The 24,375-nt window shown below is 68.6% G+C and carries 21 protein-coding genes and 3 tRNA genes; 9 read left to right on the top strand and 15 right to left on the bottom strand.

The genetic code is table 11. The features are described from left to right. Positions 1-7 precede the first annotated feature (7 nt). The 4 genes from alaS (at position 8) to ASE35_RS07205 (ending at position 3,382) form a co-directional block, all read left to right on the top strand. Positions 8-2,641, top strand: coding sequence for an alanine--tRNA ligase (alaS, locus tag ASE35_RS07220; RefSeq protein WP_057163332.1), 2,634 nt, complete (start codon positions 8-10; stop codon positions 2,639-2,641). Between the two features lie 156 nt (positions 2,642-2,797). Further along, entirely contained in the window at positions 2,798-3,001 is a 204-nt protein-coding gene (gene csrA / locus ASE35_RS07215; RefSeq protein WP_055899964.1) for a carbon storage regulator CsrA, read from the top strand. A gap of 69 nt (positions 3,002-3,070) precedes the next feature. Continuing rightward, positions 3,071-3,163: transfer RNA gene (locus ASE35_RS07210), tRNA-Ser, on the top strand. 142 nt (positions 3,164-3,305) lie between these two features. Continuing rightward, positions 3,306-3,382, top strand: a tRNA-Arg gene (locus ASE35_RS07205). A 986-nt stretch (positions 3,383-4,368) separates the two neighbouring features. Here ASE35_RS07205 and ASE35_RS07200 read toward each other — a convergent pair. From ASE35_RS07200 to ASE35_RS07155, 10 genes are all read right to left on the bottom strand, one after another. Next, positions 4,369-5,088 carry a response regulator gene (locus ASE35_RS07200; protein ID WP_057159563.1) on the bottom strand — a complete coding sequence of 240 codons (720 nt, stop codon included), beginning with the start codon at positions 5,086-5,088 and terminating at the stop codon, positions 4,369-4,371. Beyond that, on the bottom strand, positions 5,085-7,736 hold the full coding sequence (locus ASE35_RS07195) for a sensor histidine kinase KdpD (RefSeq protein WP_057163331.1): 2,652 nt from the start codon (positions 7,734-7,736) through the stop codon (positions 5,085-5,087). The genes ASE35_RS07200 and ASE35_RS07195 overlap by 4 nt, the downstream gene beginning before the upstream one ends. A 137-nt stretch (positions 7,737-7,873) precedes the next feature. Next, positions 7,874-8,479 (bottom strand): potassium-transporting ATPase subunit KdpC, encoded by a 606-nt coding sequence (gene kdpC, locus ASE35_RS07190; RefSeq protein WP_057163330.1) that lies wholly within the window; start codon positions 8,477-8,479, stop codon positions 7,874-7,876. A 29-nt stretch (positions 8,480-8,508) separates the two neighbouring features. Next, a complete protein-coding gene (gene kdpB, locus ASE35_RS07185; protein ID WP_235570018.1) occupies positions 8,509-10,530 on the bottom strand; it encodes a potassium-transporting ATPase subunit KdpB in 2,022 nt (673 codons plus the stop codon). 28 nt (positions 10,531-10,558) lie between these two features. Next, positions 10,559-12,388, bottom strand: coding sequence for a potassium-transporting ATPase subunit KdpA (kdpA, locus tag ASE35_RS07180; protein WP_057163328.1), 1,830 nt, complete (start codon positions 12,386-12,388; stop codon positions 10,559-10,561). A 138-nt stretch (positions 12,389-12,526) separates the two neighbouring features. Then, positions 12,527-12,619, bottom strand: coding sequence for a potassium-transporting ATPase subunit F (locus ASE35_RS07175; RefSeq protein WP_056175663.1), 93 nt, complete (start codon positions 12,617-12,619; stop codon positions 12,527-12,529). A gap of 12 nt (positions 12,620-12,631) precedes the next feature. Next, positions 12,632-13,357 (bottom strand): TorF family putative porin, encoded by a 726-nt coding sequence (locus ASE35_RS07170; protein WP_235570008.1) that lies wholly within the window; start codon positions 13,355-13,357, stop codon positions 12,632-12,634. A 144-nt stretch (positions 13,358-13,501) separates the two neighbouring features. Next, positions 13,502-14,359, bottom strand: coding sequence for an alpha/beta hydrolase (locus ASE35_RS07165; protein WP_057163327.1), 858 nt, complete (start codon positions 14,357-14,359; stop codon positions 13,502-13,504). Further along, the gene (gene thiD, locus ASE35_RS07160) at positions 14,356-15,156 is read right to left on the bottom strand and encodes a bifunctional hydroxymethylpyrimidine kinase/phosphomethylpyrimidine kinase (protein WP_057163326.1); all 801 of its coding nucleotides are present in this window, start codon (positions 15,154-15,156) and stop codon (positions 14,356-14,358) included. Before thiD ends, ASE35_RS07165 begins: the two co-directional genes overlap by 4 nt. A gap of 193 nt (positions 15,157-15,349) precedes the next feature. Next, complete coding sequence (locus ASE35_RS07155) at positions 15,350-15,715, bottom strand: helix-turn-helix transcriptional regulator (RefSeq protein WP_056175654.1); 366 nt, start codon at positions 15,713-15,715, stop codon at positions 15,350-15,352. Between the two features lie 308 nt (positions 15,716-16,023). On the opposite strand from ASE35_RS07155, the gene ASE35_RS07150 reads away from it, so the two are divergent. Next, positions 16,024-17,067, top strand: coding sequence for a hypothetical protein (locus ASE35_RS07150; protein ID WP_056175650.1), 1,044 nt, complete (start codon positions 16,024-16,026; stop codon positions 17,065-17,067). Positions 17,068-17,140: 73 nt separating this feature from the next. Here the strand turns inward: ASE35_RS07150 and ASE35_RS07145 are convergent, their stop codons facing one another. From ASE35_RS07145 to ASE35_RS07135, 3 genes are all read right to left on the bottom strand, one after another. Next, complete coding sequence (locus ASE35_RS07145) at positions 17,141-18,538, bottom strand: PhoH family protein (protein ID WP_056175645.1); 1,398 nt, start codon at positions 18,536-18,538, stop codon at positions 17,141-17,143. Positions 18,539-18,674: 136 nt separating this feature from the next. Beyond that, positions 18,675-19,157 (bottom strand): peroxiredoxin, encoded by a 483-nt coding sequence (locus tag ASE35_RS07140; RefSeq protein WP_057163325.1) that lies wholly within the window; start codon positions 19,155-19,157, stop codon positions 18,675-18,677. Positions 19,158-19,173: 16 nt separating this feature from the next. Continuing rightward, positions 19,174-19,812 carry a glycine cleavage system protein R gene (locus tag ASE35_RS07135; protein ID WP_157489304.1) on the bottom strand — a complete coding sequence of 213 codons (639 nt, stop codon included), beginning with the start codon at positions 19,810-19,812 and terminating at the stop codon, positions 19,174-19,176. 107 nt (positions 19,813-19,919) lie between these two features. On the opposite strand from ASE35_RS07135, the gene dapA reads away from it, so the two are divergent. Together dapA and ASE35_RS07125 are read left to right on the top strand one after the other, a co-directional pair. Next, the gene (gene dapA / locus ASE35_RS07130) at positions 19,920-20,825 is read left to right on the top strand and encodes a 4-hydroxy-tetrahydrodipicolinate synthase (protein WP_056175638.1); all 906 of its coding nucleotides are present in this window, start codon (positions 19,920-19,922) and stop codon (positions 20,823-20,825) included. 20 nt (positions 20,826-20,845) lie between these two features. Continuing rightward, positions 20,846-21,364 (top strand): hypothetical protein, encoded by a 519-nt coding sequence (locus ASE35_RS07125; protein ID WP_056175634.1) that lies wholly within the window; start codon positions 20,846-20,848, stop codon positions 21,362-21,364. A gap of 317 nt (positions 21,365-21,681) precedes the next feature. Here the strand turns inward: ASE35_RS07125 and fdxA are convergent, their stop codons facing one another. Both fdxA and ASE35_RS07115 read right to left on the bottom strand, forming a co-directional pair. Next, the gene (fdxA, locus tag ASE35_RS07120) at positions 21,682-22,005 is read right to left on the bottom strand and encodes a ferredoxin FdxA (protein WP_056175631.1); all 324 of its coding nucleotides are present in this window, start codon (positions 22,003-22,005) and stop codon (positions 21,682-21,684) included. 227 nt (positions 22,006-22,232) lie between these two features. Next, positions 22,233-22,308: transfer RNA gene (locus ASE35_RS07115), tRNA-Glu, on the bottom strand. Between the two features lie 155 nt (positions 22,309-22,463). Between ASE35_RS07115 and pcnB the strand changes: the two genes are divergently transcribed. Together pcnB and folK are read left to right on the top strand one after the other, a co-directional pair. Further along, positions 22,464-23,849 carry a polynucleotide adenylyltransferase PcnB gene (pcnB, locus tag ASE35_RS07110; protein ID WP_056175628.1) on the top strand — a complete coding sequence of 462 codons (1,386 nt, stop codon included), beginning with the start codon at positions 22,464-22,466 and terminating at the stop codon, positions 23,847-23,849. Beyond that, positions 23,846-24,346, top strand: coding sequence for a 2-amino-4-hydroxy-6-hydroxymethyldihydropteridine diphosphokinase (gene folK / locus ASE35_RS07105; RefSeq protein ID WP_056175625.1), 501 nt, complete (start codon positions 23,846-23,848; stop codon positions 24,344-24,346). The genes pcnB and folK overlap by 4 nt, the downstream gene beginning before the upstream one ends. Positions 24,347-24,375 lie beyond the last annotated feature (29 nt).

Genomic DNA, 24,375 nt, shown 5'->3' with positions numbered 1-24,375 from the left:
GTCAGGCATGAAAACCACCAACGAAATCCGTAGCGATTTCCTCGAGTTCTTCCGTAGCAAGGGTCACACCATCGTTCCGTCTGCGCCCCTGGTGCCGGCCAACGACCCGACCCTGCTGTTCACCAACTCGGGCATGGTCCAGTTCAAGAACGTGTTTCTCGGCAGCGAGAAGCTCGGCTACGTACGTGCGGCCGACGTTCAGCGCTGCCTGCGCGCCGGCGGCAAGCACAACGACCTCGACCAGGTCGGCTACACCGCGCGCCACCACACCTTCTTCGAAATGCTGGGCAACTGGTCGTTCGGCGACTACTTCAAGGAAGACGCGATCGCCTGGGCCTGGGAGCTGCTGACCGGCGTGTGGGGCTTGTCGCCTGAGCGCCTGCTGGTCACGGTCTACCACACCGACGACGAAGCCTTCGATATCTGGAACAAGAAGATCGGCGTGCCGGCCGATCGCATCGTGCGCATCGGCGACAACAAGGGCGCGCCGTACGCGTCGGATAATTTCTGGCAGATGGCCGACACCGGCCCCTGCGGTCCCTGCACCGAGATCTTCTACGACCACGGCGAGCACATCGCCGGCGGCCCGCCGGGTTCGCCCGACGAGGACGGCGACCGCTACATCGAGATCTGGAACCTGGTGTTCATGCAGTTCGACCGCCAGCCCGACGGCAGCCTGATGCCGCTGCCGGCGCCCTGCGTCGACACCGGCATGGGCCTGGAGCGTCTGGCCGCGGTGCTGCAGCACGCCCACAGCAATTACGAAATCGACCTGTTCCGCCGCCTGATCCAGGCCGCCGCGGAATTCACCTCCACCGCCGACCTCGACAACAAGTCGCTGCGGGTGATCGCCGATCACATCCGCGCCTGTTCGTTCCTGATCGTCGACGGCGTGCTGCCCTCCAACGAAGGCCGCGGCTACGTCCTGCGCCGCATCATCCGTCGCGCCCTGCGCCACGGCTGGATGCTGGGCCAGAAGCAGCCGTTCTTCTACCGCATGGTCGCCGCCCTGGTCGAAGTCATGGGCGAGGCCTACCCGGAGCTGCCGGCCAAGCGCGAGCTGGTCGAGCGCGCCCTGCAGGCCGAGGAAGAGCGCTTCGCCGAGACCCTGGACTCGGGCATGCGCATCTTCGACGAGGTCGCCGCACGCTCCCAGGACGCGATCCCGGGCGCCGACGCGTTCCGCCTGTACGACACCTACGGCTTCCCGGTCGACCTGACCGCCGACATCGCGCGCGAGCGCGGCCTGTCGGTGGACATGGCCGGCTTCGACGCCGCCATGGAAGAACAGAAGCGCCGTGCGCGCGAGGCCGGCAAGTTCGGCAACGCCACCACCATGCCGGCCGAGCTGGCCGCGCAGCTGGCGCCGACCCAGTTCCTGGGCTACGAGCGCCTGACCGAAGGCGGCCTGGAAGTCGTGGCCCTGCTCAAGGACGGCCGCCCGGTCGACCTGATCGAGGCCGGCGACGAGGCCGTGGTCATCCTCGACCGCACCCCGTTCTATGCCGAAAGCGGCGGCCAGGTCGGCGACGCCGGCGAGCTGGACGAGGCCGGCACCCGTTTCCTGGTCCGCGACACGCAGAAGTTCGCCGGCCAGTTCCACGGCCACCTCGGCCGCATGAGCGCCGGCACCCTGCGCCGCGGCGACCGCGTGCTCGGTGCCGTCGACGCCCCGCGCCGCGCCGCCACCGTGCTCAACCATTCCGCCACCCACCTGCTGCACGCCGCGCTGCGCCAGGTGCTGGGCGACCACGTGGTGCAGAAGGGCTCGCTGGTCGCGCCCGACCGCCTGCGTTTCGACTTCGCCCACTTCCAGCCGCTCACCGACGCCGAACTGGCGCAGATCGAGCGCCGCGTCAATGCGGAAGTGCGCGGCAACCATGCCGCCGAAGTCCACCAGATGGGCATGCAGGAAGCCCTGGATTTCGGCGCCCTGGCGCTGTTCGGCGAGAAGTACGGAGACCGTGTGCGCGTGCTGCGCATGGGCGAGACCTCGACCGAGCTGTGCGGCGGCACCCACGTGTCGCGTACCGGCGACATCGGTCTGTTCAAGATCCTTGCCGAGGGCGGCGTGTCGGCCGGCGTGCGCCGGATCGAGGCGGTGACCGGGCAGGGCGCTCTGGACCACGTCACCGAGGAGGAGCAGCGCCTGGAAGAGGCCGCTCGCCTGCTCGGCGGCAACCCGTCGGACTTGTCCGACAAACTGCGGTCGCTGTTGGACCGGCAGAAGAAACTCGAACGCGAACTCGAAGCCATCAAGGCGAAGGCGGCCTCCGGGGCCACCTCCGACCTGGCCGCCTCGGCGGCCGACATCCAGGGGGTCAAGATCATCGCGACCCGCCTGGAGGGCTTCGACGCCAAGGCCCTGCGCGAGGCGGTCGACCGCCTCAAGCAGCAGCTGGGCGACGCGGTGATCCTGCTGGCGGGCGCCAGCGAGGGGAAGGCGGCTTTGGTCGCAGGAGTGAATGGAAGCGCGACCGGCAAGGTCAAGGCGGGGGAACTGCTCGCCCACGTTGCCGGTCAGATCAACGGCAAGGGCGGCGGCCGCGCCGACATGGCGCAGGGCGGCGGAGATGACGGTCCGGCCTTGTCTCAGGCCCTGGCTGGTGTCGCAGGCTGGGTCGAGAGTAGGTTAATCTGAACGGCGAACAGTGACTTCTATCGCTTGCGGCCGATTTTGGCCGCTGGCTAAGATGGTTCACGTTTGTGTACAAAACTGTAAGCGCTTTCCGTGATGCTGCTATGCGGAATGTCGCCAACGCCGGCAAACGAATTGCCGGCACGAGGAGGTTTTCCAATGCTGATCCTGACGCGTCGCGTCGGTGAGACCCTGATGATCGGCGACTCGGTGACCGTCACCGTGCTCGGCGTCAAGGGCAACCAGGTGCGTATCGGTATTACCGCACCGAAAGATGTCGCTGTGCATCGCGAAGAGATCTACCAGCGCATCCAGCGCGGCGAAGAACCGGCCGACGACTCCGGCAAAAACGCGGCAGGCTGATAAAAAAGTTTGCCGCGCGCGGGATGAGCCGTTATGCTTCCCGCCCGCAAACGCTGTACGTGTTTCCGCGGAGACTTGCCCGAGAGGCCGAAGGGGCTCCCCTGCTAAGGGAGTATGGGGTCAAAAGCTCCATCGAGGGTTCGAATCCCTCAGTCTCCGCCAGTTGTCACGAAGGCCGCCTTGGGGCGGCTTTTGTCTGCGGAAGGTTTCGTTCGTAAGCGTTAAATGCGAACGAAATCGGACGTAGAAAAAGCATCGAAATGTTTGACGATTTAGAGCGGTTCCGTCATAATTCTTCGACTGCGCGCCCGTAGCTCAGCTGGATAGAGCACCAGGCTACGAACTTGGGGGTCGGGAGTTCGAATCTCTCCGGGCGCACCATATAAAAAGCAAAAGGCAGACAAGCGAACCTTGTCGGCCTTTTTGCTTTGCGCGCGTGCCGCGTTGGAAGGCATGCGTCCAAGCGAACAGCACCTCCCACGCCTCCCAGTCACCATGCAGCCTGGCTTCGCGCATGGACCTACCGCCCCTGTGGGAGCGGCGTAAGCCGCGATCGCGACCTTCCAGTTGCCGCGCAGATCGCGGCTTGCGCCGCTCCCACATAAAGCGACACGCACGAATTCGCGGTACCGTCCCGCGCCGTATCGCCCCGCGGATCGCCGCTTCNCCGCCAGCTTCTGATCCATGGGCACGCCGCTTTGCCGCGCAGATCGCGGCTTGCGCCGCTCCCACATAAAGCGACACGCACGAATTCGCGGTACCGTCCCGCGCCGTATCGCCCCGCGGATCGCCGCTTCGCGCATGGACCTAGCGTCCCCTGTGGGAGCGGCGTAAGCCACGATCGCGACCCTCCGGTCGCCGCGCAGATCGCGGCTTGCGCCGCTCCCACATAAAGCGACACGCACGAATTCGCGGTACCGTCCCGCGCCGTATCGCCCCGCGGATCGCCGCTTCGCGCATGGACCTNTTGCCGCGCAGATCGCGGCTTGCGCCGCTCCCACATAAAGCGACACGCACGAATTCGCGGTACCGTCCCGCGCCGTATCGCCCCGCGGATCGCCGCTTCGCGCATGGACCTGGCGTCCCCTGTGGGAGCGGCGTAAGCCGCGATCGCGACCTTCCGGTTGCCGCGCAGATCGCGGCTTGCGCCGCTCCCGCATAAAGCGGCACGCACGAATTCGCGGCATCGTCCCGCGCCGTATCGCCCGCGGATCGCTGCTTCGCGCATGGACCTACCGCCCCCTGTGGGAGCGGCGTAAGCCGCGATCGCGACCTTCCGGTTGCCGTGCAGATCGCGGCTTGCGCCGCTCCCAAATAAAGCGACCCGCACGAATTCGCGGCATCGTCCCGCGCCGTATAGCCCCTCGCTAGCGCCGCTCGATAAACCGCAAACCCACGCCCGGCTCGGTAACGATGTAGCGCGGCGCCGCCGCGTCGTCGCCCAGCTTGTGGCGCAGTTTGCCGACCAGAATGCGCAGGTAGTGGGTGTCGTGCTGATGGGTAGGCCCCCACAGCTCGCGCAGCAGCTGCGGCTGGGTGACCACGCGGCCGGCGTGCTGAACCAGCAGGGCGAGCAAGGCGTACTCCTTGCGCGCCAGGGCGACGCTCTCGCCGTCCAGGCGGACCTCGCGCCGCGCCAGATCGACGCGCAGGCGGCCGTCGTCGAACACCGGCAGCGCTTCGCCCTGGGTCGCGTGCGAGCGCAGCAGGGCGCGCACGCGCGCCATCAGTTCCTGTACGCCGAAGGGCTTGGTCACGTAGTCGTTGGCGCCGGCATCGAGCGCGGCGACCTTCTCGGCTTCGCCGGCGCGCACGGTGAGCAGGATCACCGGCACCGAGGACCACTGGCGCAGCTCGCGCAACACCTCATGGCCGTCGCGATCGGGCAGGCCCAGGTCGAGGATCACCAGATCGGCGCCATGCGTGGCCAGCGCCTCCAGGCCGCCGGCGCCGGTGTCGGCGGTTTCCACCGCGTAACCCTGCGCGCGCAGGCTGATGTCGAGGAACTTGCGGATCTGCGGCTCGTCGTCGACCACCAGCACGCGTGCGGTCTGGGTGGCGGCACTGGCGGCGGAATCCTCGGTCATGCGGTGGCGGGCGCGGCGGGTTCGATAGGGGGCAGGGTAATGCGGATCGTGGTGCCGCGGCCATCCGCACCGGGCAGGGCTTCGACGCTGCCGCCGTGGGCGCCGATCATGCCCTGGCAGATCGCCAGGCCCAGGCCGGTGCCCTGGCGGCCGCGATCGCCGCGCTCGACGCTATAGAACATGTCGAAGATGCGCTTGCGCTCGTCCTCGGGAATGCCGGGGCCGCGGTCGCGCACGTCGATGCGCAGTTGCTCGTCGACACGGCGCGCCTCGACCGTGACCGCCTCGCCCGGCGGGGAGAATTTGGCCGCGTTCTCCAGCACGTTGAACAAGGCCTGCTCGACCAGGGCCGGGTGCACCCAGATCGGTCCCAGCCCGGGTTCCAGGCGCAGTTCGAAGCGCGCGTTCGGCTCGTAGCGCTGCAAACGCGTGACCGCCGAGCCGATCAGCTCGTCGACGCCGATCCAATCGCGATTGAGGGTGAGCCCGCCGTGGCCGAGCCGGGTCATGTCCAGCAGGTTCTGGATGTAGCGGTCCAGGCGCTCGCCTTCGATGCGCACCGTCTCCAGCAGGCTGTGGCGGTCCTCGCGGCTCATCGCCTCGGCGTAGTTGTCCAGGCTGCTGGCCGCGCCGATGATCGCCGCCAGCGGCGAGCGCAGGTCGTGCGACACCGACGACAGCAGCGCCGAGCGCAGGCGCTCGGTTTCGCCGCTGACGCGCGCGTTCTCCAGGTCGGCGACCAGGCGCGTGCGCACCGCCGCCTGGGCGATGTCCTCGGCCATGGCCTCGGCCAGGCGCTGTTGCTCCGGCCCAAGCCGGCCCATGCCTTGCGCAAAGCGCAGGCCGATCACGCCGCCGTCGCCGCCGCTGGCCAGCGGCAGGAACCACCAGTCCGAGCCGGCCAGGGTGTCGGTGTAGCGCCCGGCCGGCTGGCGGTGGCGCAGGCTCCAGTCGGCGGCCGCGCGGTCCTTGTCGCTCAGCTCGGGCAGGTCGGCGCCCTGCGCGCTCGCATCGCCGACGCGCACGATCGCGTCCGCGCCCAGCGAGCGCCGCAGCGCATCGCGGCCGGCCTGGGTCACCTGGCCCAGATCGGCGGCTGCGGCGAGCTGGCGGCCCAGGGTCTGCAGCGCGATCGCGTGCGCGTTGGCCGCGCGCAGCGCCAGCACCTGGGTGCGCAGTTTCGAGGCCAGGCGCCCGGCGACCAGGGCCGCGACCAGGAACAGCACCACCGTGGTCACGCCCTGGCTGGCGCCGATCAGCAGGGTGTAGCGCGGATCGATGAAGAAGAAGTTGTAGGCGAAGAAGCACAGCACCGCCGCGATCACCGCCGCGGTCATGCGCGTGCGCGCGGCCACCACCACCACCGCGACGATGAAGATCAGCGACAGATCGTCCAGGCCGATCCAGCGTTCGGCGATCCACGCCAGCGCGGTGGCCATGGCGGCCGCGATCACCGCCAGGCCGGCGTCGGAGCGGGTCAGCAGGCCGCGCAGCGGGCGCAGCGCGCGGCGCGCCTTGGCGCGCGCTTCCGGCGTGCTGACGATGGTCAGCTCGTAGTGGGCGCCGCGCTGGATCAGCTGCTGGGTGAGGGTGCGATTGAACATGCGCGCGAACGGGCGTTCGCGCGTGCGCCCGAGCACGATCGCGCTGACGCCGGCGCGCGCGGCGTGGTCGAGCAGGGCGTCGACGATGCTGGGGCCGTGCAGCACCACCGCATCGCCGCCGAGGCGGCGCGCGAGGGCGAAGGCGCGGTCGAGTTCGAGCTGCTGGGCGTCCTGCGGCGCGGCGCCGGTCTGCACCGTCACCACCGTCCAGGGGGCGTCGCGGCGTTCGGCCAGGCGGCGCGCGATCCGCACCAGGTATTCGGATTGGCCGCGGCCGTCGATCGCGACCAGCACGCCGCGCCGCAGCGGCACGCCGGGCAGACCGCGCGCGGTCTGGGCTTCGCGCAGGTCGCTGTCGACGCGATCGGCGGCGGTCTGCATCGCCAGTTCGCGCAAGGCGGTGAGGTTGCTGGGCGAGAAGAAGGCCTGCAGCGCATGCGCGGCCTGCTCGGGCACGTAGACCTTGCCCTGCTGCAGGCGCTCGATCAGTTCGCGCGGCGGCAGATCGACCAGGACGATGTCGCGCAGGCGGTCGAACAGCGCATCGGGCACGGTCTCGGCCACGCGCACGCCGGTGATGCGGTGGACGACATCGTTGAGGCTTTCCAGGTGTTGGATGTTGACGGTGCTGTAGACGTCGATGCCGGCGTCCAGCAGTTCCACCACGTCCTGCCAGCGTCGTTCGTGGCGACTGCCGGGCGCATTGCGGTGCGCGAGCTCATCGACCAGGGCCAGTTTGGGCCGGCGTGCGAGCAGGGCATCGAGGTCCATTTCCTCGATCGTGCGGCCTTGGTAGTCGATGCGCTTGCGCGGCAGCAGCTCCAGGCCCTCGACCAGGGCGCCGGTCTCGGCGCGGCCGTGGGTCTCGACGATGCCGACCACGACTTCGCTGCCGCGGCGCTGCAACTCGCGCGCGCGGCTGAGCATGGCGTAGGTCTTGCCCACGCCGGGCGCGGCGCCGAGGAAGACGGTCAGGCGGCCGGCGCCCTGGCGTTGGAGTTCGCCGATCAGGGCGTCGGCCTGGGCGCTGCGGGCATCGGTCATGGGCGGCATTGTGCGCTCCGAATTATCGGCGGCGTAGTGAAGACGTGGGCGGCGCCTCGTCGGTGCTTGCGACGCGGGGGCGCCTTGCGTCGCGTTGCGCCCTCGCCGCCGCGAAGGGCGCAACGCGGGCGCCGGGGCTAGCGCCGCGCGTCCAGCGCCAGATTGAGTTCCAGCACGTTGACGCGCGGTTCGCCCAGCACGCCGAACTGGCGCGGCTGCGTGTGCGCGACCACCAGCGCATCGACCTCGGCGGCCGACAGGCCGCGCGCCTTGGCGACGCGCGCGACCTGCACCTGCGCCGCGCGCGGCGACAAATGCGGGTCCAGGCCGCCGCCGGACTGGGTAGTCAGTTCGGCCGGCACATCGGACAACGCGATGCCGTCGCGTTCGGCGACCGCCAGCGCGGTCTCGGCCATGCGCTTGCGCAGGTCCGGATTGGTGCGCGCCAGGTTGCTGCCGGCGGCGGCCATCGGGTCGTAGTTGGCGGCCGAAGGACGCGGCTGGAAGTAGCGCGCGTCGTCGAACGGCTGCGCCACCAGGATCGAGCCGCGCGCCTGGCCGTCCAGCATCGCCAGGCTGCCGGTGGCCTGCCAGGGAAAGGCCAGTCGGCCCAAGGCGGCGCCGACCAGGGAGTACAGCAGGCCGAAGCCGAGCAGGGCGACCAAGCCGAACAGCAGCGGCGCGCGCGCGCCGATGCGATCGTCGATCGCGACGGCCTGAGGGTTGTGGGTAGCGGTGTTCATCGGAATTCCTAGGGGGGAGGGCGCCGGCGTCAGGAGAGCGCGGCCAAGGCCATGTCGATCAGCTTGATGCCCACGAACGGCAGCAGCACGCCGCCGACGCCGTAGATCAGCATGTTCCGGCGCAGCAGCACGACCGCGCTGGCGGGCTTGAAGCGCACGCCGGCCAGGGCCAGCGGAATCAGCGCCGGGATGATGATCGCGTTGAAGATCAGCGCGGCCAGCACGGCGTTGCTCGGGCTCGACAGCCGCATCACGTTCAAGGCCGCCATCTGCGGGATCGCCGCGGCGAACAGCGCCGGCAGGATCGCGAAGTACTTGGAGACGTCGTTGGCGAGCGAGAACGTGGTCAGCGCGCCGCGCGTGATCAGCTGTTGCTTGCCGACCTCGACCACCGCCAGCAGCTTGGCCGGGTCCGAGTCCAGATCGACCATGTTGCCGGCCTCCTTGGCGGCCTGGGTGCCCGAGTTCATGGCCAGGCCGACGTCGGCCTGGGCCAGGGCGGGGGCGTCGTTGGTGCCGTCGCCGACCATCGCGACCAGACGGCCGCCGGCCTGCTCGGCGCGGATGCGCGCGAGCTTGTCCTCCGGCCGCGCCTCGGCGATGTAGTCGTCGACACCGGCCTCGGCGGCGATCGCGGCGGCGGTCAGCGGGTTGTCGCCGGTGATCATCACCGTGCGCACGCCCATCGCGCGCAGCCGGGCGAAGCGTTCCTTGACGCCGTGCTTGACCACGTCGGACAGTTCGACCACGCCCAGGACGTGGCGGCCTTCGGACACCACCAGCGGGGTGGCGCCGCCGCGCGCGACCTGTTCGATGCGCGCGGCGAGTTCGGGCACGACCTGACCGCCCAGCGAGCGCACGTACTGGCCGATCGCATCGCCGGCGCCCTTGCGGATCGCGCGGCCGTCTTCCAGATCGACGCCGGACATGCGCGTCTGCGCGGTGAATTGCAGGTAGTGCGCGCGCTCGGGCTCGGCCACCGCGCTGTGCTGCTCGCGCGCCAGGCGCACGATCGACTTGCCTTCCGGGGTCGGGTCGGCCAGCGACGACAGCAGGGCGGCATCGCGCAGTTGGCTGCGGTCGACGCCGGCCAGCGGATGGAAGGCGGTGGCCTGACGGTCGCCGTGGGTGATGGTGCCGGTCTTGTCCAGCAGCAGCACGTCGACGTCGCCGGCCACTTCCACCGCCTTGCCGGATTTCGCCAGCACGTTGGCCGACAGCGCGCGGTTCATGCCGGCGATGCCGATCGCGGGCAGCAGGCCGCCGATGGTGGTCGGGATCAGGCACACCAGCAGCGCGATCAGCAGCAGCGGATCGAGCTTGGCGCCGACGAAGCCGGCCAGCAGCGGCAGGGTCGCGACCACGATCAGGAAGGTCAGCGTCATCGCCGCCAACAGCATGGTCAGGGCGATCTCGTTCGGGGTCTTCTGGCGGTTGGCGCCTTCGACCAGCGCGATCATGCGATCGAGGAAGCTGCCGCCCGGCTCGGCGCTGACCCGCACGACGATCTGGTCCGACAGCACCTTGGTGCCGCCGATCACGCCGGAGCGGTCGGTGCCGGCCTCGCGCAGCACCGGCGCGGATTCGCCGGTGACCGCCGACTCGTTGATGGTGGCCACGCCTTCGACGATCTCGCCGTCGGCCGGGATCAACTCGCTCTCCGACACGATCACCCGATCGCCGGGCTTGAGCTGGGTCGCCGCCACGCGCGTCTCGGCGCCGTTGTCGTCGAGACGGCGCGCGACCAGGTCGCGGCGCGCGGCGCGCAAGGATGCGGCCTGGCCGCGACCGCGCGCTTCGGCCACGGCCTCGGCGAAGTTCGCGAACAGCACGGTCACGAACAGGACCAGCGTGACCGCGATACCGAAGCCGAGGTGGCCCGGGGTGGTGAAAGTGATCAGCGCCGACAGGATCGTGCCCAGCAGCACGATCGCCATCACCGGGCTGCGCAGGGCCTGGCGCGGCGACAGTTTGCGGAAGGATTCGAGCAGGGCGATGCGCAAGGCCGCGCCGTCCAGCCCGGCCGCGGCGTGGCGGCGTTGGGTACCCAAATGTGTTTGTTCGCTCACGGTCATTACCTCAGAGAGCCGGCGACGGCGAGTTGGCGGTCGACGCGGCGGCCAGCGACAGGTGATCGGCCACCGGGCCCAGCACCAGCGCAGGCATGAATTGCAGGACGGTCAGGATCGCGATCACCGCGATCAGGGTCAGGGCGAAGGTCGGCGTTTCGACGTGCAGGGTGCCGCTGCCTTCCGGGGCGACGCGTTTGCGCGCGAGCAGGCCGGCCACGGCCAGGGGCACGATCAGGGCCGGATAGCGGCCCAGCGCCAGCACCGCCGAACAGCTCAGGTTCCACCAGTAGGTCGCGTCGCCCAGGCCTTCGAAACCCGAACCGTTGTTGGCGAAGGCCGAGGTGTACTCGTAGAACACCTGGCTGATGCCGTGGAACCCCGGATTGGAGTTGCCGGTGATCGAGGGCAGCGCCAGCGTCAGCGCGGTGAAGCCCAGCACCACCAGCGGCTGCAACAGGATCAGCAGCGCCAGCAGGCGCACCTCGGGCGCTTCGATCTTGCGTCCGAACAGCTCGGGCGTACGCCCGGTCATCAGCCCGGCCAGGAACACCGCCAGCAGCAGATAGACCAGGAACTGCTGCAGGCCGCAGCCGATGCCGCCCCAGATGGCGTTCACCAGCATGTTGACCAGGGCCACGCCGCCGGTCAGCGGCGCCAGCGAATCGTGCATGGCGTTGACCGAGCCGTTGCTGGTCTGGGTGGTGACCGCCGTCCACAGCGCCGAGGTGGTGGCGCCGAAACGCACTTCCTTGCCTTCCATCAGCGCACTGTCGGTGCTGGTCGGCGAGTACGCCTCCGACCACACCGTGGCGCCGGTGGAGACGGCCGACATCAGCAGCATGCTGCCGAACACCATCGCGGTGAGCCGGCGGCGACCGGTGAAGGGACCGATCATGAAGGTCACCGAGATCGGGATCAGCACGATCGCGAGGATTTCGAGCAGGTTGGAGAACGGCGTCGGATTCTCCAGCGGCACCGCGCTGTTGGGGCCGTACCAGCCGCCGCCGTTGGTGCCCAGTTGCTTGGCCGCGACCATGGGCGCGACCGGGCCCAGCGGGATCTTCTGCTCCTTCATCTCCACCGAGGCGTCGATCGGCCGCACGCTGGGGCCGGCGCTCAGCGTCGAGGGCACGCCCTGCGCGGTCAGCATCAGCGCCCACAGCAGGCACAGCGGCAGCATGAAGCGCAGGGTGGCGCGGGTCACGTCGGCCCAGTAGTTGCCCAGGTCGCGGGCCTCGCCTTCCGCGGGCGCAGCGGCCTTGACCGGCTGACGCGCGCCGTACACCGGCCCCGAGGTCGGTTCGCGCGGCGTGGCGCTCGCGTCGGCGTTTTCGCAGGCATCCTGGCGCGCCTCCATCGCCTGACGGCCGCCAAACAAGCCGCGCAAGGTCGCTACCACCATCGCCAGGCCCATCATCGGCGTCACCACCTGCAGGCCGACGATGCCGACCATCTGCGAGAGGTAGCTCAGCTGCGCCTGGCCGGAGTAGTGCTGCTGATTGGTGTTGGTCAGGAACGACACCATCGTGTGCAGCGCGGTGTCCCAACGCAGGTTCGGGATATCGTCGGGATTCAACGGCAACCAGGCCTGGGTCATGAACTGCAGCCACACCAACACGGCCAAGACCAGATTGCTCAGCGCGAAGGCCTTGGCGTAACCGCGCCAGCTCATGCCGCGCGTCGGGTCGGTGCCGAGCGCGCGATAGATCGTGCGTTCGAACGGTCCGAACACACGGTCCAGCTTGGAGGGCGCGCCGCGCATCACGCGAGCGAGGTACAGGCCCAAGGGCCAGCCCAGGGCGATCGCGAGCGCGAATACAAGAAGAATGTCGATCATCGTCGTCAACCAGACAGAAAGTGATCCGCGACGAACCCTCCAGGGCTGCCGCGGATGGCGCGCGGGCCTGGCATCGCCGGGCCCGCGTCATCGATGTCGCCGCGTCGCCATCCAGGCGCCGCGTGCCGTCCAGCGCGCTTAGAAGTCTTCCGGGCGCAGGACGACGTAGAGCAGGTAGGCGCCGGCGACGAGCGCCGATACCGCGCAAACCAGAGCGAGCCAGGCAGGCATGAGGTGACTCCCTTAGAAGGATGCTTGCAGCGCCGCTTCGATGCGGTCGCCTGCGTAGTCGTCGCCGAAGATCTTCTTGGCGCCGGAATCGGTGGCGTGCGCGGTCAGGCGCAGCTCCAGCGGGGCCTTGATCGCCCACACCGCGCTCAGCTGGCCGTGCGCATAGCTCTCGTTGTAGACGTCGTCGAGGTAGTAGTAGCCGGCGGCGGCTTCGAGGCGGAACTTGTCGTTGATCGGGAACTTGGCGCCGAGTTGGGTGTAGACGCCGCTGTCGCGGCTGCCCAGCGCTTCGTTCGAATAGCCCAGCGACAGCCAGTAGTTGTCGGCGTAGGTCAAAGTACCGTTGAGCTCGGTCCAGTTGAGGTCGACCGTGGTCGAGGGGTAGCGGTAGTGCAGGACGTTGACGTCCAGCGCCCAGTCCTCGGAAAGCTTGCCGGCCCAACCGAGGGTGAAGTCCAACTCGCTGCTGGCGTGGGTGCTAGGCGCGAACTCGACGTTCGATCCCCACACCGACCCGTAGAAGCCGGAGTCGCCGGCGAACTTGAAACCGGCCTGCGCGGCCGGGTCGCCTTGGGTCTGGGTGGTACCGCGCCAGACGTAGTCGGTGGTCAGCGCGGCATTGCCTGTGAGCGTGCCGGCATCGGCGCGTGCGCCCAGGGCGAGCAGGCCGATGCCGCTGCAGACGGCGAAAATCAGGGGAGTGGACGCCTCGCGCAGGCGCAGCGGTTGCATCGACATTTCGGGTTCCGAGTTGCGAACGAAGCCGGATCGGCCACATCGCCATTCTCGAAACCCGAGCCGTAAAACCTCCATTCCGCCCGCGGCGGCGGGCGTAAATTCAGCGTAAAACCCGCCTGCGAACGCTTAGCGCAAGCGCGGCGTTCAGCGTGCGAGCAGCGCGGCGATCGCGCCGGGCTGCTTCATCCAGGCGAAATGGTCGGCGCGGGTACCCAGCATGCGGCCGTCCAGGGTCTCGACCCGCGCCTGCGTGCGCGGCAGCTTGGACAACAGGAAGCGCAGCGAGGATTCCGGTGCCAACCAGTCGCTGTCCAGCACCAGCGCGTGGGTGTCGACCTCGACTTGAGCCATCGCCGCCTCCAGGTCGATATCGACGCCGGCCGCGGCGTAGCGCCCGCTGAGCGCGCTGCGCGACCAGTCGCGGATCAGCCCGCGCGCCTCGTCGCCGCCGAAGCCGACCTTGCGGCCGGGCAGGGCGCCACGGCGGTCCGCCAGCCAGGACAGGAAGCGATAGGCGAACGGCAGCCACCAGCGCGAGCGCGGCGGAAACGCGCGCCAGTACGGCGCGCCGCTGGCGACCAGCCACAAGCGCGTGGGGCGCTCGGCCGCGGCGTCGCGCGCAAGCAGGCCCAGCCGGCAGCAGGCAAGCTGCCCGCCCAGGCTGTGGCCGCCGAGGATGCGCGGCAGGCCCGGCAGTTGCGTCGCCACCGCCGTTTCGCTGCGCGGCAGATCGTGCAACAGCAATTCGCGGTAGCCCCAGTCGTGGGCGCGATCGGCGCGCAAGCTGCTGCCGCCGTTGCCGCGCCATTCGTGCACGAACACGGCGATGCCGCGCTCGGCCAGAGCCTGCGCGTAGGGCAGGTAGTGCTTGGCGGCCACGCCCAGCGCGGGCAGCCACAACAGGCTCGCCTGCGGCGCGCGCGGCACGCGCGCGAGCACTTGCCAGCGATGGCCGTCGTCCGATTGCAGCGGCAATTCCAGGGCTTGGATCGGATCGCTCATGCGGCGGCGCCGTAGTGGTCCAGCACCACGATATCGCTGCGACCGGGGCGATAGCCGCCGCGCAACGCGGCGTGCACGTAGTCGGCGCCGGCGTCGCAGGCCGCGCGCAGGTCGCGGCCCAGGGCCAGCTGCGCCGCAACGGCTGAGGCCAGCGTGCAGCCGGTGCCGTGCGCTTGCAGGCGCAAGCGCGGGTGCGCGATCGCATGCAGGCCGTGTTCGTCGCCCAGGTAGTCGACCACGTCGCCGTCTCCGGCCAGATGGCCGCCCTTGAGCAGCACCGCGTTCGCGCCCAGCGCGCGCAGCGCGCCGATCGCGGCGCGCATCGCGGCTTGGTCGGCAATCGTCGTGCCCAGCAGCAGCTCGGCTTCGGGCAGGTTGGGGGTGATCACGGTCGCCAGCGGCAGCAGCCGGGTGCGCAGCGCGGCCAGGGCTTCGGGTTCGAGCAGGCGCGCGCCCGAGGTCGCGACCATGACCGGGTCCAGCACCACCCGCGGCGGCCGATAACGCTCCAGCGCCGCCGCCACGGTTTCGATGACCGCGGCATTGGCGAGCATGCCCAGCTTGACCGCGCGGATGTCGAAGTCTTCGAAGCAGGCGTCGATCTGGGCGCGCAGGAAGCCCAGGTCCGGGACATGCACCGCGCTTACCCCACGGGTGTGCTGGGCGGTCAGGGCGGCGATCGCGCTGAGCCCGTGCACCCGGTGGGCGGCGAAGGTCTTGAGGTCGGCCTGGATGCCGGCGCCGCCGCCGGAGTCGGACCCGGCGATGGTGAGGGCGGAAATCGGGGCAGGGGTCATCTAGGGCTGGCGCGGCGTGGGGTGGGGTCCGCAGACGATATCGCATCCCCCGGCCGCGCAGCCGTTACGGTCGTTCGCGCAAAACCGGGAATTGCGGACACCGCGGCCCCCTCGCGGGGACGGTCGATAATGCGCCGTTTTCGCGGCCTACATTTTCGGCGCGCTCGTGGTGGTTTATACCCAGATCGGGGGATTAATAATTTCGCGATACCAACGAAATCAATCCGACGATTTGCTTTCTAATCTGGAAAGGGATTTTCCTCAGGGCATCCAAGCACTCCGATTCAATATCGTCCTGGGCGTAATCGTCGGTGCGCATGGCCGGGGTCCAGGCGTCCTCGCCGGGTTTGACCGGGCCGCGTCCGGTGCCCAGCCATTCCAGACAAACCCCGGTGGCCAAGGCTATCGCGATCAAATGATGCATCGAGGGATGGCTGCCGTCCTTGCGCTCCCACTGCGCGACCGCGCTGCGTTGTACGCCGACCATGTTGGCTAGGGCGAGTTGGGAAATCCGGGACAAACTACGGGCGCGCCGTATGCGCTCCGGTAAAGCCGCCATGGGTGATCTCCCCTAAGACTGTCCGGGATCATGCCTCAGTATTTCGCTAACGCGATAGCGCTACGAGGCACGATTGGTGTGGATTGAGTAACGCGTCACACGCGGAACCGCGTATCGGCGGGATATGCCCTATTTCGTCACCTCCGCAGCTATTCACGTTAGTGAAATCAGACGTTGCAGCATTATCAGACGGCGGATAAGCATTATCGTCACCGATGCATGCGCCCGCATCCGGTGTTTCTGGTGATTATTTCCTGCTGGTCAAACGCAATCTGGCGCCCTCTCAAAATTACGGATACGGGGGTTATATGCGTAAGAAAGGCAAAATACTGATCGCCCTGCTGGCTGTGGTACTGCCGGCGGCGGCCGTGGGTGTCGGCCTGTTCGGCACCAACACGACCGGTTTGGCGCCGGAAGGGATGCGGGGAGAACTGGCACAGGACATCGTGGCGCGATGGTCGCCTTATGTGGAACGCAATTACGGGGCGATGGGGGCCGGCTGGAGCGAGCGGATGGAGGGCACCCTGCAAACGGCGGACCTCGGCAACCTCGAACTGGCCGCCAGCGCGGGCAGCTTCGAGCAGATGAACGCCGCTTTGCTGGGCGGCGCGGGCGCCAGCGCCGCCGTGGCCGCGCAAGGCCAGCCCAACCTGCAACCCACCGCGCTGGGCTCGAGCGGCAGCGATCTGGTCTTCACGCCGCTGAGTCCCTGCCGGATTGTCGACACCCGCGTGGTCGGCGGCCCGATCCTGGCCGACGGCGAACGCAGCTTCAAGGGCTACACCGCGAGCGACTTCACCAGTCAGGGCGGCGCGCCGTCGAACTGCGGCATCCCGACCAATGCGGCCTCGCTGCAGGTCAAGATCACGTCGGTGTATCCGGGCGGCAACGGCTACTTCACCGCGTATCCGTTCAACGAAGCCAAGCCGCTGGCGTCGTCGCTGAACTACACCAACGGCTTCATCATGTCGAACGAGTCGTCGATCACCTTGTGCCGACCGGCTTGCACCAGCCAGTTCAACGTCTACAGCTACGCGCAGTCGGAGCTGGTGATCGACGTGACCGGCTACTTCATGGAACCGGAAGCCACCGCGCTGGACTGCACCGTGGCGCAAGCCAGCGGCTCGCTGGCGCTGTTGAGCGGCCTGCAGACCAAGACCATCGCGTGCCCGGCCGGCTATACGGTCACCGGCGGCGGTTGCGGCGGCGTGCTCGGCATCGCGATCAGCAACTCCGAACCCAACGTGGTCGGAGGCCAGCCGGTGGGCTGGAAGTGCGATCTGGTCGGTTCGCTGTTGAGCGTGCTCGGCTACCAGATCAACGCGACTTGTTGTCGCGTGCCCGGACGCTGACGGTACCGGCGAACGCAAGGGTACGAGTATCGGGAAGCCGGCCGCGAGGCCGGCTTCCCTTTTTGCGCATGGCTTACAGCACTTCCGAGGCGTAGTCCGCCAGGCGCGAACGCTCGCCGCGGCGCAGGGTCACGTGCGCGCTGTGCGCCCAGCCCTTGAAGCGGTCGACCGCATAGGTCAGGCCGGAGGTGGTCTCGGTGAGGTAGGGCGTGTCGATCTGTTCGACATTGCCCAGGCAGACGATCTTGGTGCCGGGGCCGGCACGCGTGATCAGGGTCTTCATCTGCTTCGGCGTGAGGTTCTGGGCCTCGTCCAGGATCAACCAGCGGCTGAGGAAGGTGCGCCCGCGCATGAAGTTCATCGAGCGGATCTTGATGCGCGAGGCGAGCAGATCGTTGGTGGCCGCGCGGCCCCAGGCGCCGCCTTCCTGGTTGTGGGTCAGCACTTCCAGGTTGTCGGTCAGCGCGCCCATCCACGGCGTCATCTTTTCCTCTTCGGTGCCGGGCAGGAAGCCGATGTCCTCGCCGACGCTGACCGTGGCGCGGGTCATGATGATCTCGCGATAGCGCTGCTGGTCCATGGTCTGGGCCAGGCCCGCGGCCAAGGCCAGCAGGGTCTTGCCGGTGCCGGCGGTGCCCAGCAGGGTGACGAAGTCGATCTCCGGATCCATCAGCGCGTTGAGCGCGAAGTTCTGCTCGCGGTTGCGCGCGATGATGCCCCACACCGCATGCTGGTTGTGGCGGTAGTCGTCGACGATCTGCAGGGTCACGCGGTCGTCGCCGACCTTGCTGACCTTGAGCTCGGACTCCTCGTCGCCGGGCAGGAACAGGAACTGGTTCGGATACCAGTCGTCGTCCGGGGTGCGCGCGATTTCGTAATAGGTGCGGCCCTTCTCGGTCCAGGACTTGAGGTCCTTGCCGTGGCGCTGCCAGAAATCCTCCGGCAGCGCGGTGGCGCCGGTGTAGAGCAAGCTGAAATCGTCCAGCGCGCGGTCGTTCTCGTAGTCTTCCGACGCGATTCCGGCGATCGCCGCCTTGATCCGCAGGTTGATGTCCTTGGACACGAACACCACCGGTACGCCGGGCTCGCTCTCCTTGAGGGCGAGGATGGCGCCCAGGATGTGGTTGTCCGGGATGACCGCGCCGAAGCGCTTGCCGCTGTCGAAGGAGTCGGTCTGGAAGCGCAGCTTGCCGATGCTCTCCTGTCCGCGCAGCTGCAGGCCCTGCGGGCGCTTGAGGGTGATGCCGACGGCGATCTTGTCGGTACCCTCGACTTCGATCAGCTCGTTGAGGAAGCGGCTGACCTGACGCGCGTTGCGACTGGCTTCGGAGGTGCCTTTCTTGCCGTTGTCGAGCTCTTCGATGACCTGCATCGGCAGGTACACGTCGTGCTCCTGGAACTTGAACAGCGCGGTCGGGTCGTGCATCAGCACGTTGGTGTCGAGGACGTAGATGCGCTTGCTTCGGGTCATTCCGATGCCTCATGGCAGGTGGGTACGGCGCGGTGCGGATACGACGGGTGGAACGCGATGGCGCTGCCGTGCGCGCACGGCAGCGCCGCCGTGGCCCGCGGGGCGGGACGGCGGATAGCGGAGAACAAGGGGGCGGTCACTGGGTCTGCGCAGCCTTTAGTGCGTCCAGGACGGCCTGGGCATGGCCGGAGACTTTCACCGGGCGCCATGACTGGGCGATGACGCCCTTGGGGTCGATCAGGAAGGTGCTGCGCTCGATGCCGATGTACTTGCGGCCGTACAGGCTTTTCTCCTTGATCACGCCGAAGGCCTGGCACAGGGCCTCGTCCTTGTCGCTGATCAGATCGAACTTGAAGCCCTGCTTGGCGCAGAAGTTCTGGTGCGACTTGAGCGAGTCGCGCGACACGCCCAGCACCGTCGCGCCCAGCTTCTTGAACTTGGGCAGCAGGGCGTTGAAGTCCAGGCCTTCGGTGGTGCAGCCCGGCGTGCTGTCCTTGGGATAGAAGTACAGCACCAGCCAGCGGCCGGCGTAGTCCTTCAGTTGCGCGGTCTCGCCGCTGGACAGCACCAGGGGCAGGGAGGAAACGGTCTTGTCGAGGCGGTCGCCGGTGTCGAGCATGCGTGCTGTCAGATCCTCAGAACTTCATCGGGTCCATGATGGCATCGAGATTCAAGTGATCGCAGAACTCCAGGAAATCGTCGCGCAGGGCGGCGATGTGCATGCTGGAGGGCACGCCGATGGTCACCTGGGCCGAGAACATGTCGGCGCCGGTCTGCATGGCGCGGTAGCGCGAGCAGTGCAGGCTCTCGATGGTGATGCCCTGGCGATCGAAGAAGTCGGCGAGCTGGAACAGGATCCCCGGCTTGTCGGCGGCCACCACTTCGACGATGTAGGGCAACAGATTGGATTGCACCTGCTTGGGCCCGGTCCGGTACCAGACCAGCTTCAGGCCTTCCTCGCGCTCCAGGCGCGTGAGCATGGCTTCGAGCTTGGCGACCGCGTCCCAGGAGCCGACCGCGAGCGCGGTGACGGAGACGTCCCGACCCACGGTGGACAGGCGCGCGTCCACCAGGTTGCAGCCGGAATCGGCGATCCGGCGCGTCACCGACAACAGCGGCGACTCCGGATGCGTCGTATAGGCGTTGATCAGGAGGTGATTTTCGTTCGGCGACGGCCGGGCAGCGGAATCGGTCAAGGCGGCGCCTGCAAGGGGAGCGAGTGGCTCGGATACTGAACGGCGGCCCGCGCACGGGCTGCGGCCTGAAGCCAGCATACTTGCCCGCGCTTTCGGCCCGCAAGTAACATCGCAAGGCAGTAACATCGGCACTTGGCGGCATTCCGTGCCGCCGCTCACACAGCGCTCCGCGCGAAGGCCCTCACTTGCGACTCTCCGGCAGCATCACCGCGCTGGCCACGCCGTTCGACGCGGCCGGCGAACTCGACCTCGATGCCTGGCGCGCCTTGCTGGCGGCGCAGCTCGACGGCGGTACCCAGGCCGTCGTGGTCGCCGGCTCCACCGGCGAGGCCGCGGCCCTGCACGATCCCGAGTACGACACCCTGCTGCGCACCGCGGTGGAGCAGATCGCCGGGCGCGTCCCGGTGTTGGCCGGCACCGGCCTGTCCAACACCGCCAAAACCATCGAACTGACCCGCCGCGTGGCCGCGCTGGGCGCCGACGCCGCCCTGGTGGTGACGCCGCCCTACGTGCGCCCGACTCAGGCCGGCCTGGTCGCGCATTACCGCGCGATCGCCGACGACGGCGCCCTGCCGTTGGTGCTGTATAACGTGCCCGGCCGCACCGGCTGCGATCTGCTGCCGGAAACGGTGGCCCAGCTCGCCGGGCATCCGCGTATCGTCGGCATCAAGGAAGCGCGCAGCGAGCCCGAGCGCATGACCGCGCTGCTGGCCTTGCAGGACGCCGGCTTCGCCGTGCTCAGCGGCGACGACCCGACCGCCTGCCGGGCCATGCTGGCCGGCGCCGACGGCATCGTCTCGGTCGCGTCCAACCTGGTGCCGGCCTCGTTCCGCCGCCTGGCCGATCTGGCCCGCGCCGGCCGCCGCGACGAGGCCCTGGCCTGGGACGCGCGCCTGGCGCCGCTCTACGACTTCCTCGGCGTCGAATCCAATCCGATCCCGGTCAAGGCCGTGCTCGCCCGCCAGGGCGTCGGCCACGGCCTGCGCCTGCCGCTGACGGCCTTGTCGGCCGCCCACCAAGACGCCGCCGCCAGCGCCCATGCGCTGGTACGCGAACTAGAACACGACTGCCGCGCTACGCTCGCAGCCTGAACCCCGCAGGAGATTTGCCCATGCGTTCCAATGTTTCCCTGTCCCGCGTCGCAGTCGGCGCACTGCTGATCGGCCTGGTCGCCACCGCCGGTTGCAGCTGGTTCCGCAAGGGCAGCAACCCGCTGTACGCCGAGAACGCCGAGCAGCGTCCGCTGGAAGTGCCGCCGGACCTCGACCGTCCGCGCACCGACGGCGCCATGGCGATCCCGAACGGTTCGGTGTCCGCCTCCGAGCGCGCGCCCACCACGGTCGCCAGCGCCGCCTCGCCGATCGGTTTCACCACCGCCGGCAGCCGCGACGAGGCTTACGCCAAGGTCGGCGAGGCATTGGCCAAGGTCGAAGGTCTGACCGTCGCCAGCCGCGCCCAGTTGCTGGGCGCCTATGACGTCAACTACGAAGGCGCCAACTTCCTGGTCCGCGTGAGCGCGGTCGAGGCCGGCGCTTACGTGTCCGCGGTCGATCCGCGCGGCCTGCCGGCCACCGGCCAGCCGCCGATCAAGCTGATCGCGGCGCTGAAGGAAGCGCTGGGCAGCAAGTGATCGCGGCCTAAGCGGCACGACCAGAACGGGCGCCGAGAGGCGCCCGTTTTTGTTTGGATGGGGTGGGGAGACTCGGGCTTGTTGGCTATGGAGGTAGCCGGACGCCGCGATTCGTGGGCGTGTTCTTGCCGGTTGCGCGTGCGCGCTAGACAAAGCAGGGGCGGCGGACTTGCGTCGCTGGAATGGACGCGTGCCTATGTCGCTGCATGGCGCTTAAGTCACTGGATACCCGCCTTCGCGGGTATGACGAATCGGGAGTACGTCGCGGTTTAAGCTCTGCCCGAATCTCGAATCCCGAATCCCGAATCCCGAATCCCTCAGCGCTCCAGCAGGCCGAGCTTGTCGGTCTTGCCTTCCCAATCCTTGGCGTCGGCCAGCGCGTCCTTGCGGGTGGTGATCACCGGCCAGGCCTTGGCGAGTTCGGCGTTGAGCGCCACGAACGCTTCCTGCCCGGCCGGCACGTCGTCTTCCGGATAGATCGCGTTGATCGGGCATTCCGGCTCGCACAGGGTGCAGTCGATGCACTCGTCCGGATCGATCACCAGGAAGTTCGGGCCTTCGTGGAAACAGTCGACCGGGCACACCTCGACGCAGTCGGTGTACTTGCACTTGATGCAGTTCTCGGTGACGACGAAGGGCATGGAACGGTCTTCCGTGGGTGAGCGGTCGCGACTAGTTTAGCGACAGGCGGGGGCGCAAACCTAGCCGATCGCGCCGCCTGGCGGGTTGTTGCGAGCGACTCTCATCGAGGCGCGCTGGCAGACCGCTCGGGCAAAGAAAAAGCCCGCGCATCGCTGCGCGGGCTCGGTCTGTAGGAACGTTCTCACCGGCGACGGTGGAAGGCCGCTAGCGGCTCGCATTCCGAATTTGGCGCTCCCTACGAGATTCGAACTCGTGTTTTAGCCTTGAGAGGGCCACGTCCTAGGCCTCTAGACGAAGGGAGCAGGTTAAACCCGCATCCGACTCTCAATCGTATGCGGCCTGCTAGTATAGGGGGCTGAATAGCGCTCGGCAACCGGTCTCGACCGGTGGCCGTTCACCTTCCCACAGCGATCCACTGCCCCGCAGCAGCGATCCCAAACGCGGCGACGACCGCTCGATGCAGCCCGAAAATCCTACCGGTCACGACTACGTCCATCCCATGTTGCGGGTGATCCCGCGCGAGCAGCACAACGTCTCGCGCAAGGAAATCAGCCCGAACGCGCTGCGCGTGCTGTACCGACTGCGCGATGCCGGCTTCGGCGGCTACCTGGTGGGCGGCGCGGTGCGCGACATCCTGGTCGGCGGCCACCCCAAAGACTTCGACGTCGCCACCGACGCCACGCCGGAGCAGGTCAAGGGCCTGTTCCGCAACTGCCGCCTGATCGGCCGCCGCTTTCGCCTGGCGCACGTGGTCTACGGCCGCGAGATCATCGAGGTCGCGACCTTCCGCGCCAACAGCGACGACGGCAGCGGCGACCGCGAAACCGACAACGGCGGCCGCCTGGTCCGCGACAACGTCTACGGCAGCATCGAGGACGACGCGGTGCGCCGCGACTTCACCGCCAACGCGCTGTATTACGCGGTCGAGGATTTCTCGGTGCGCGACTACACCGGCGGTTTCGAGGACGTCCAGAACCGCCTGATGCGGCTGATCGGCGATCCGGAAACGCGCTATCGCGAGGACCCGGTGCGCATGCTGCGCGCGGTGCGCCTGGCGGCCAAGCTCGGCTTCGAGATCGAGGCCGCGACCGCCGCGCCGATTCCGGCCCTGGCCTCCCTGCTCAGCGACGCCGCGCCGGCGCGCTTGTTCGAGGAATGCCTGAAGCTGTTCCTGTCCGGCCACGCGGTGCAGAGCTTCCTCGGCCTGGAGCGTTACGGTCTGCTGCCGGCGCTGCTGCCGGAGACCGCGGCCGCGCTCAAATCCAATCGCAGCGGCGCGCTCCGCCGCATGCTGCTGGAAGGCCTGCAGGGCACCGATACCCGCGTCGCCAACGACGAACCGGTGTCGCCGGCGTTCCTGTTCGCGATGCTGCTGTGGCCGGCCTATTGCCGCGCGCTGATGGCGCTGCAGGCGCAGGGCATGCATGCGGTCGAGGCCCAGCGCCGCGCCGCCGACCGGGTCACCGTGCATCAGCTGGAGATGATCGCGCTGCCGCGCAGGTTCTCGCTGCCGATGCAGGAGATCTGGCTGCTGCAGACGCGCTTCTCGCAGCGCCAGCGCAAGCGCGTGTTCCGTTTGCTGTCGCATCCGCGTTTCCGCGCCGCCTACGACTTCCTCAACCTGCGCCTGGCCGCCTCCAACGAGCACGCGGCCGATGTCGCGTTCTGGAGCGAAGCCCAGGGCAAGCCCGGCGACGAATTGGCCGCGCAGTTGGACGCGCAGCCGGCGTCCGACGCCGAGGCCGGCAGCGCGCCGCGCAAGCGTCGCCGCCGTCGCCGCAACGGCGGCGGAGCCGAGGCCGGCGCCGCCGCTATCGATACGAACCACCACGACGGCGAATGAGCGTGGCCGAGGTCGCGTTCGTCGGCCTGGGCAGCAACCTGGGCGACAGCGCCGCGATCCTGCGCGGCGCCTTCGAAGCCCTGGCCGCGCTGCCGGGCACGCGCCTGCTGCGCGCGTCGTCGCTGTATCGCACCCCGGCCTGGGGCGTGACCGCGCAACCGGACTTCGTCAACGCCGCGGCCATGCTGGAAACCACGCTGGCGCCGCAGGCGCTGTTGCGCGCGATGCTGGCGATCGAGCGCGAGGCCGGTCGCGATCGCCGCGAGGACGGCAGCGACCGCTGGGGCCCGCGCACGCTGGACCTGGATCTGCTGTTGTACGGCCAGCACTGCCTCGACGACCCCGGCCTGCGTCTGCCGCATCCGCACCTGCACCAGCGCGCGTTCGCGCTGCTGCCGCTGCTGGAAATCGCGCCCGATGCGCAGATTCCGGGAATAGGGCCGGCGCGCGACGCCTTGGCCCAGCTCGAGATCGGCGACATACAAACCCTGGCTTAGGCGGTAAGTTATAGGGCTACCCCCGCGAG

This window comes from Lysobacter sp. Root916 (assembly GCF_001429785.1).
Lineage (GTDB): Bacteria > Pseudomonadota > Gammaproteobacteria > Xanthomonadales > Xanthomonadaceae > Lysobacter.
The sequence above is the reverse complement of the archived record's forward strand: the minus strand, read 5'-3'. Positions and strand labels throughout refer to the sequence as shown.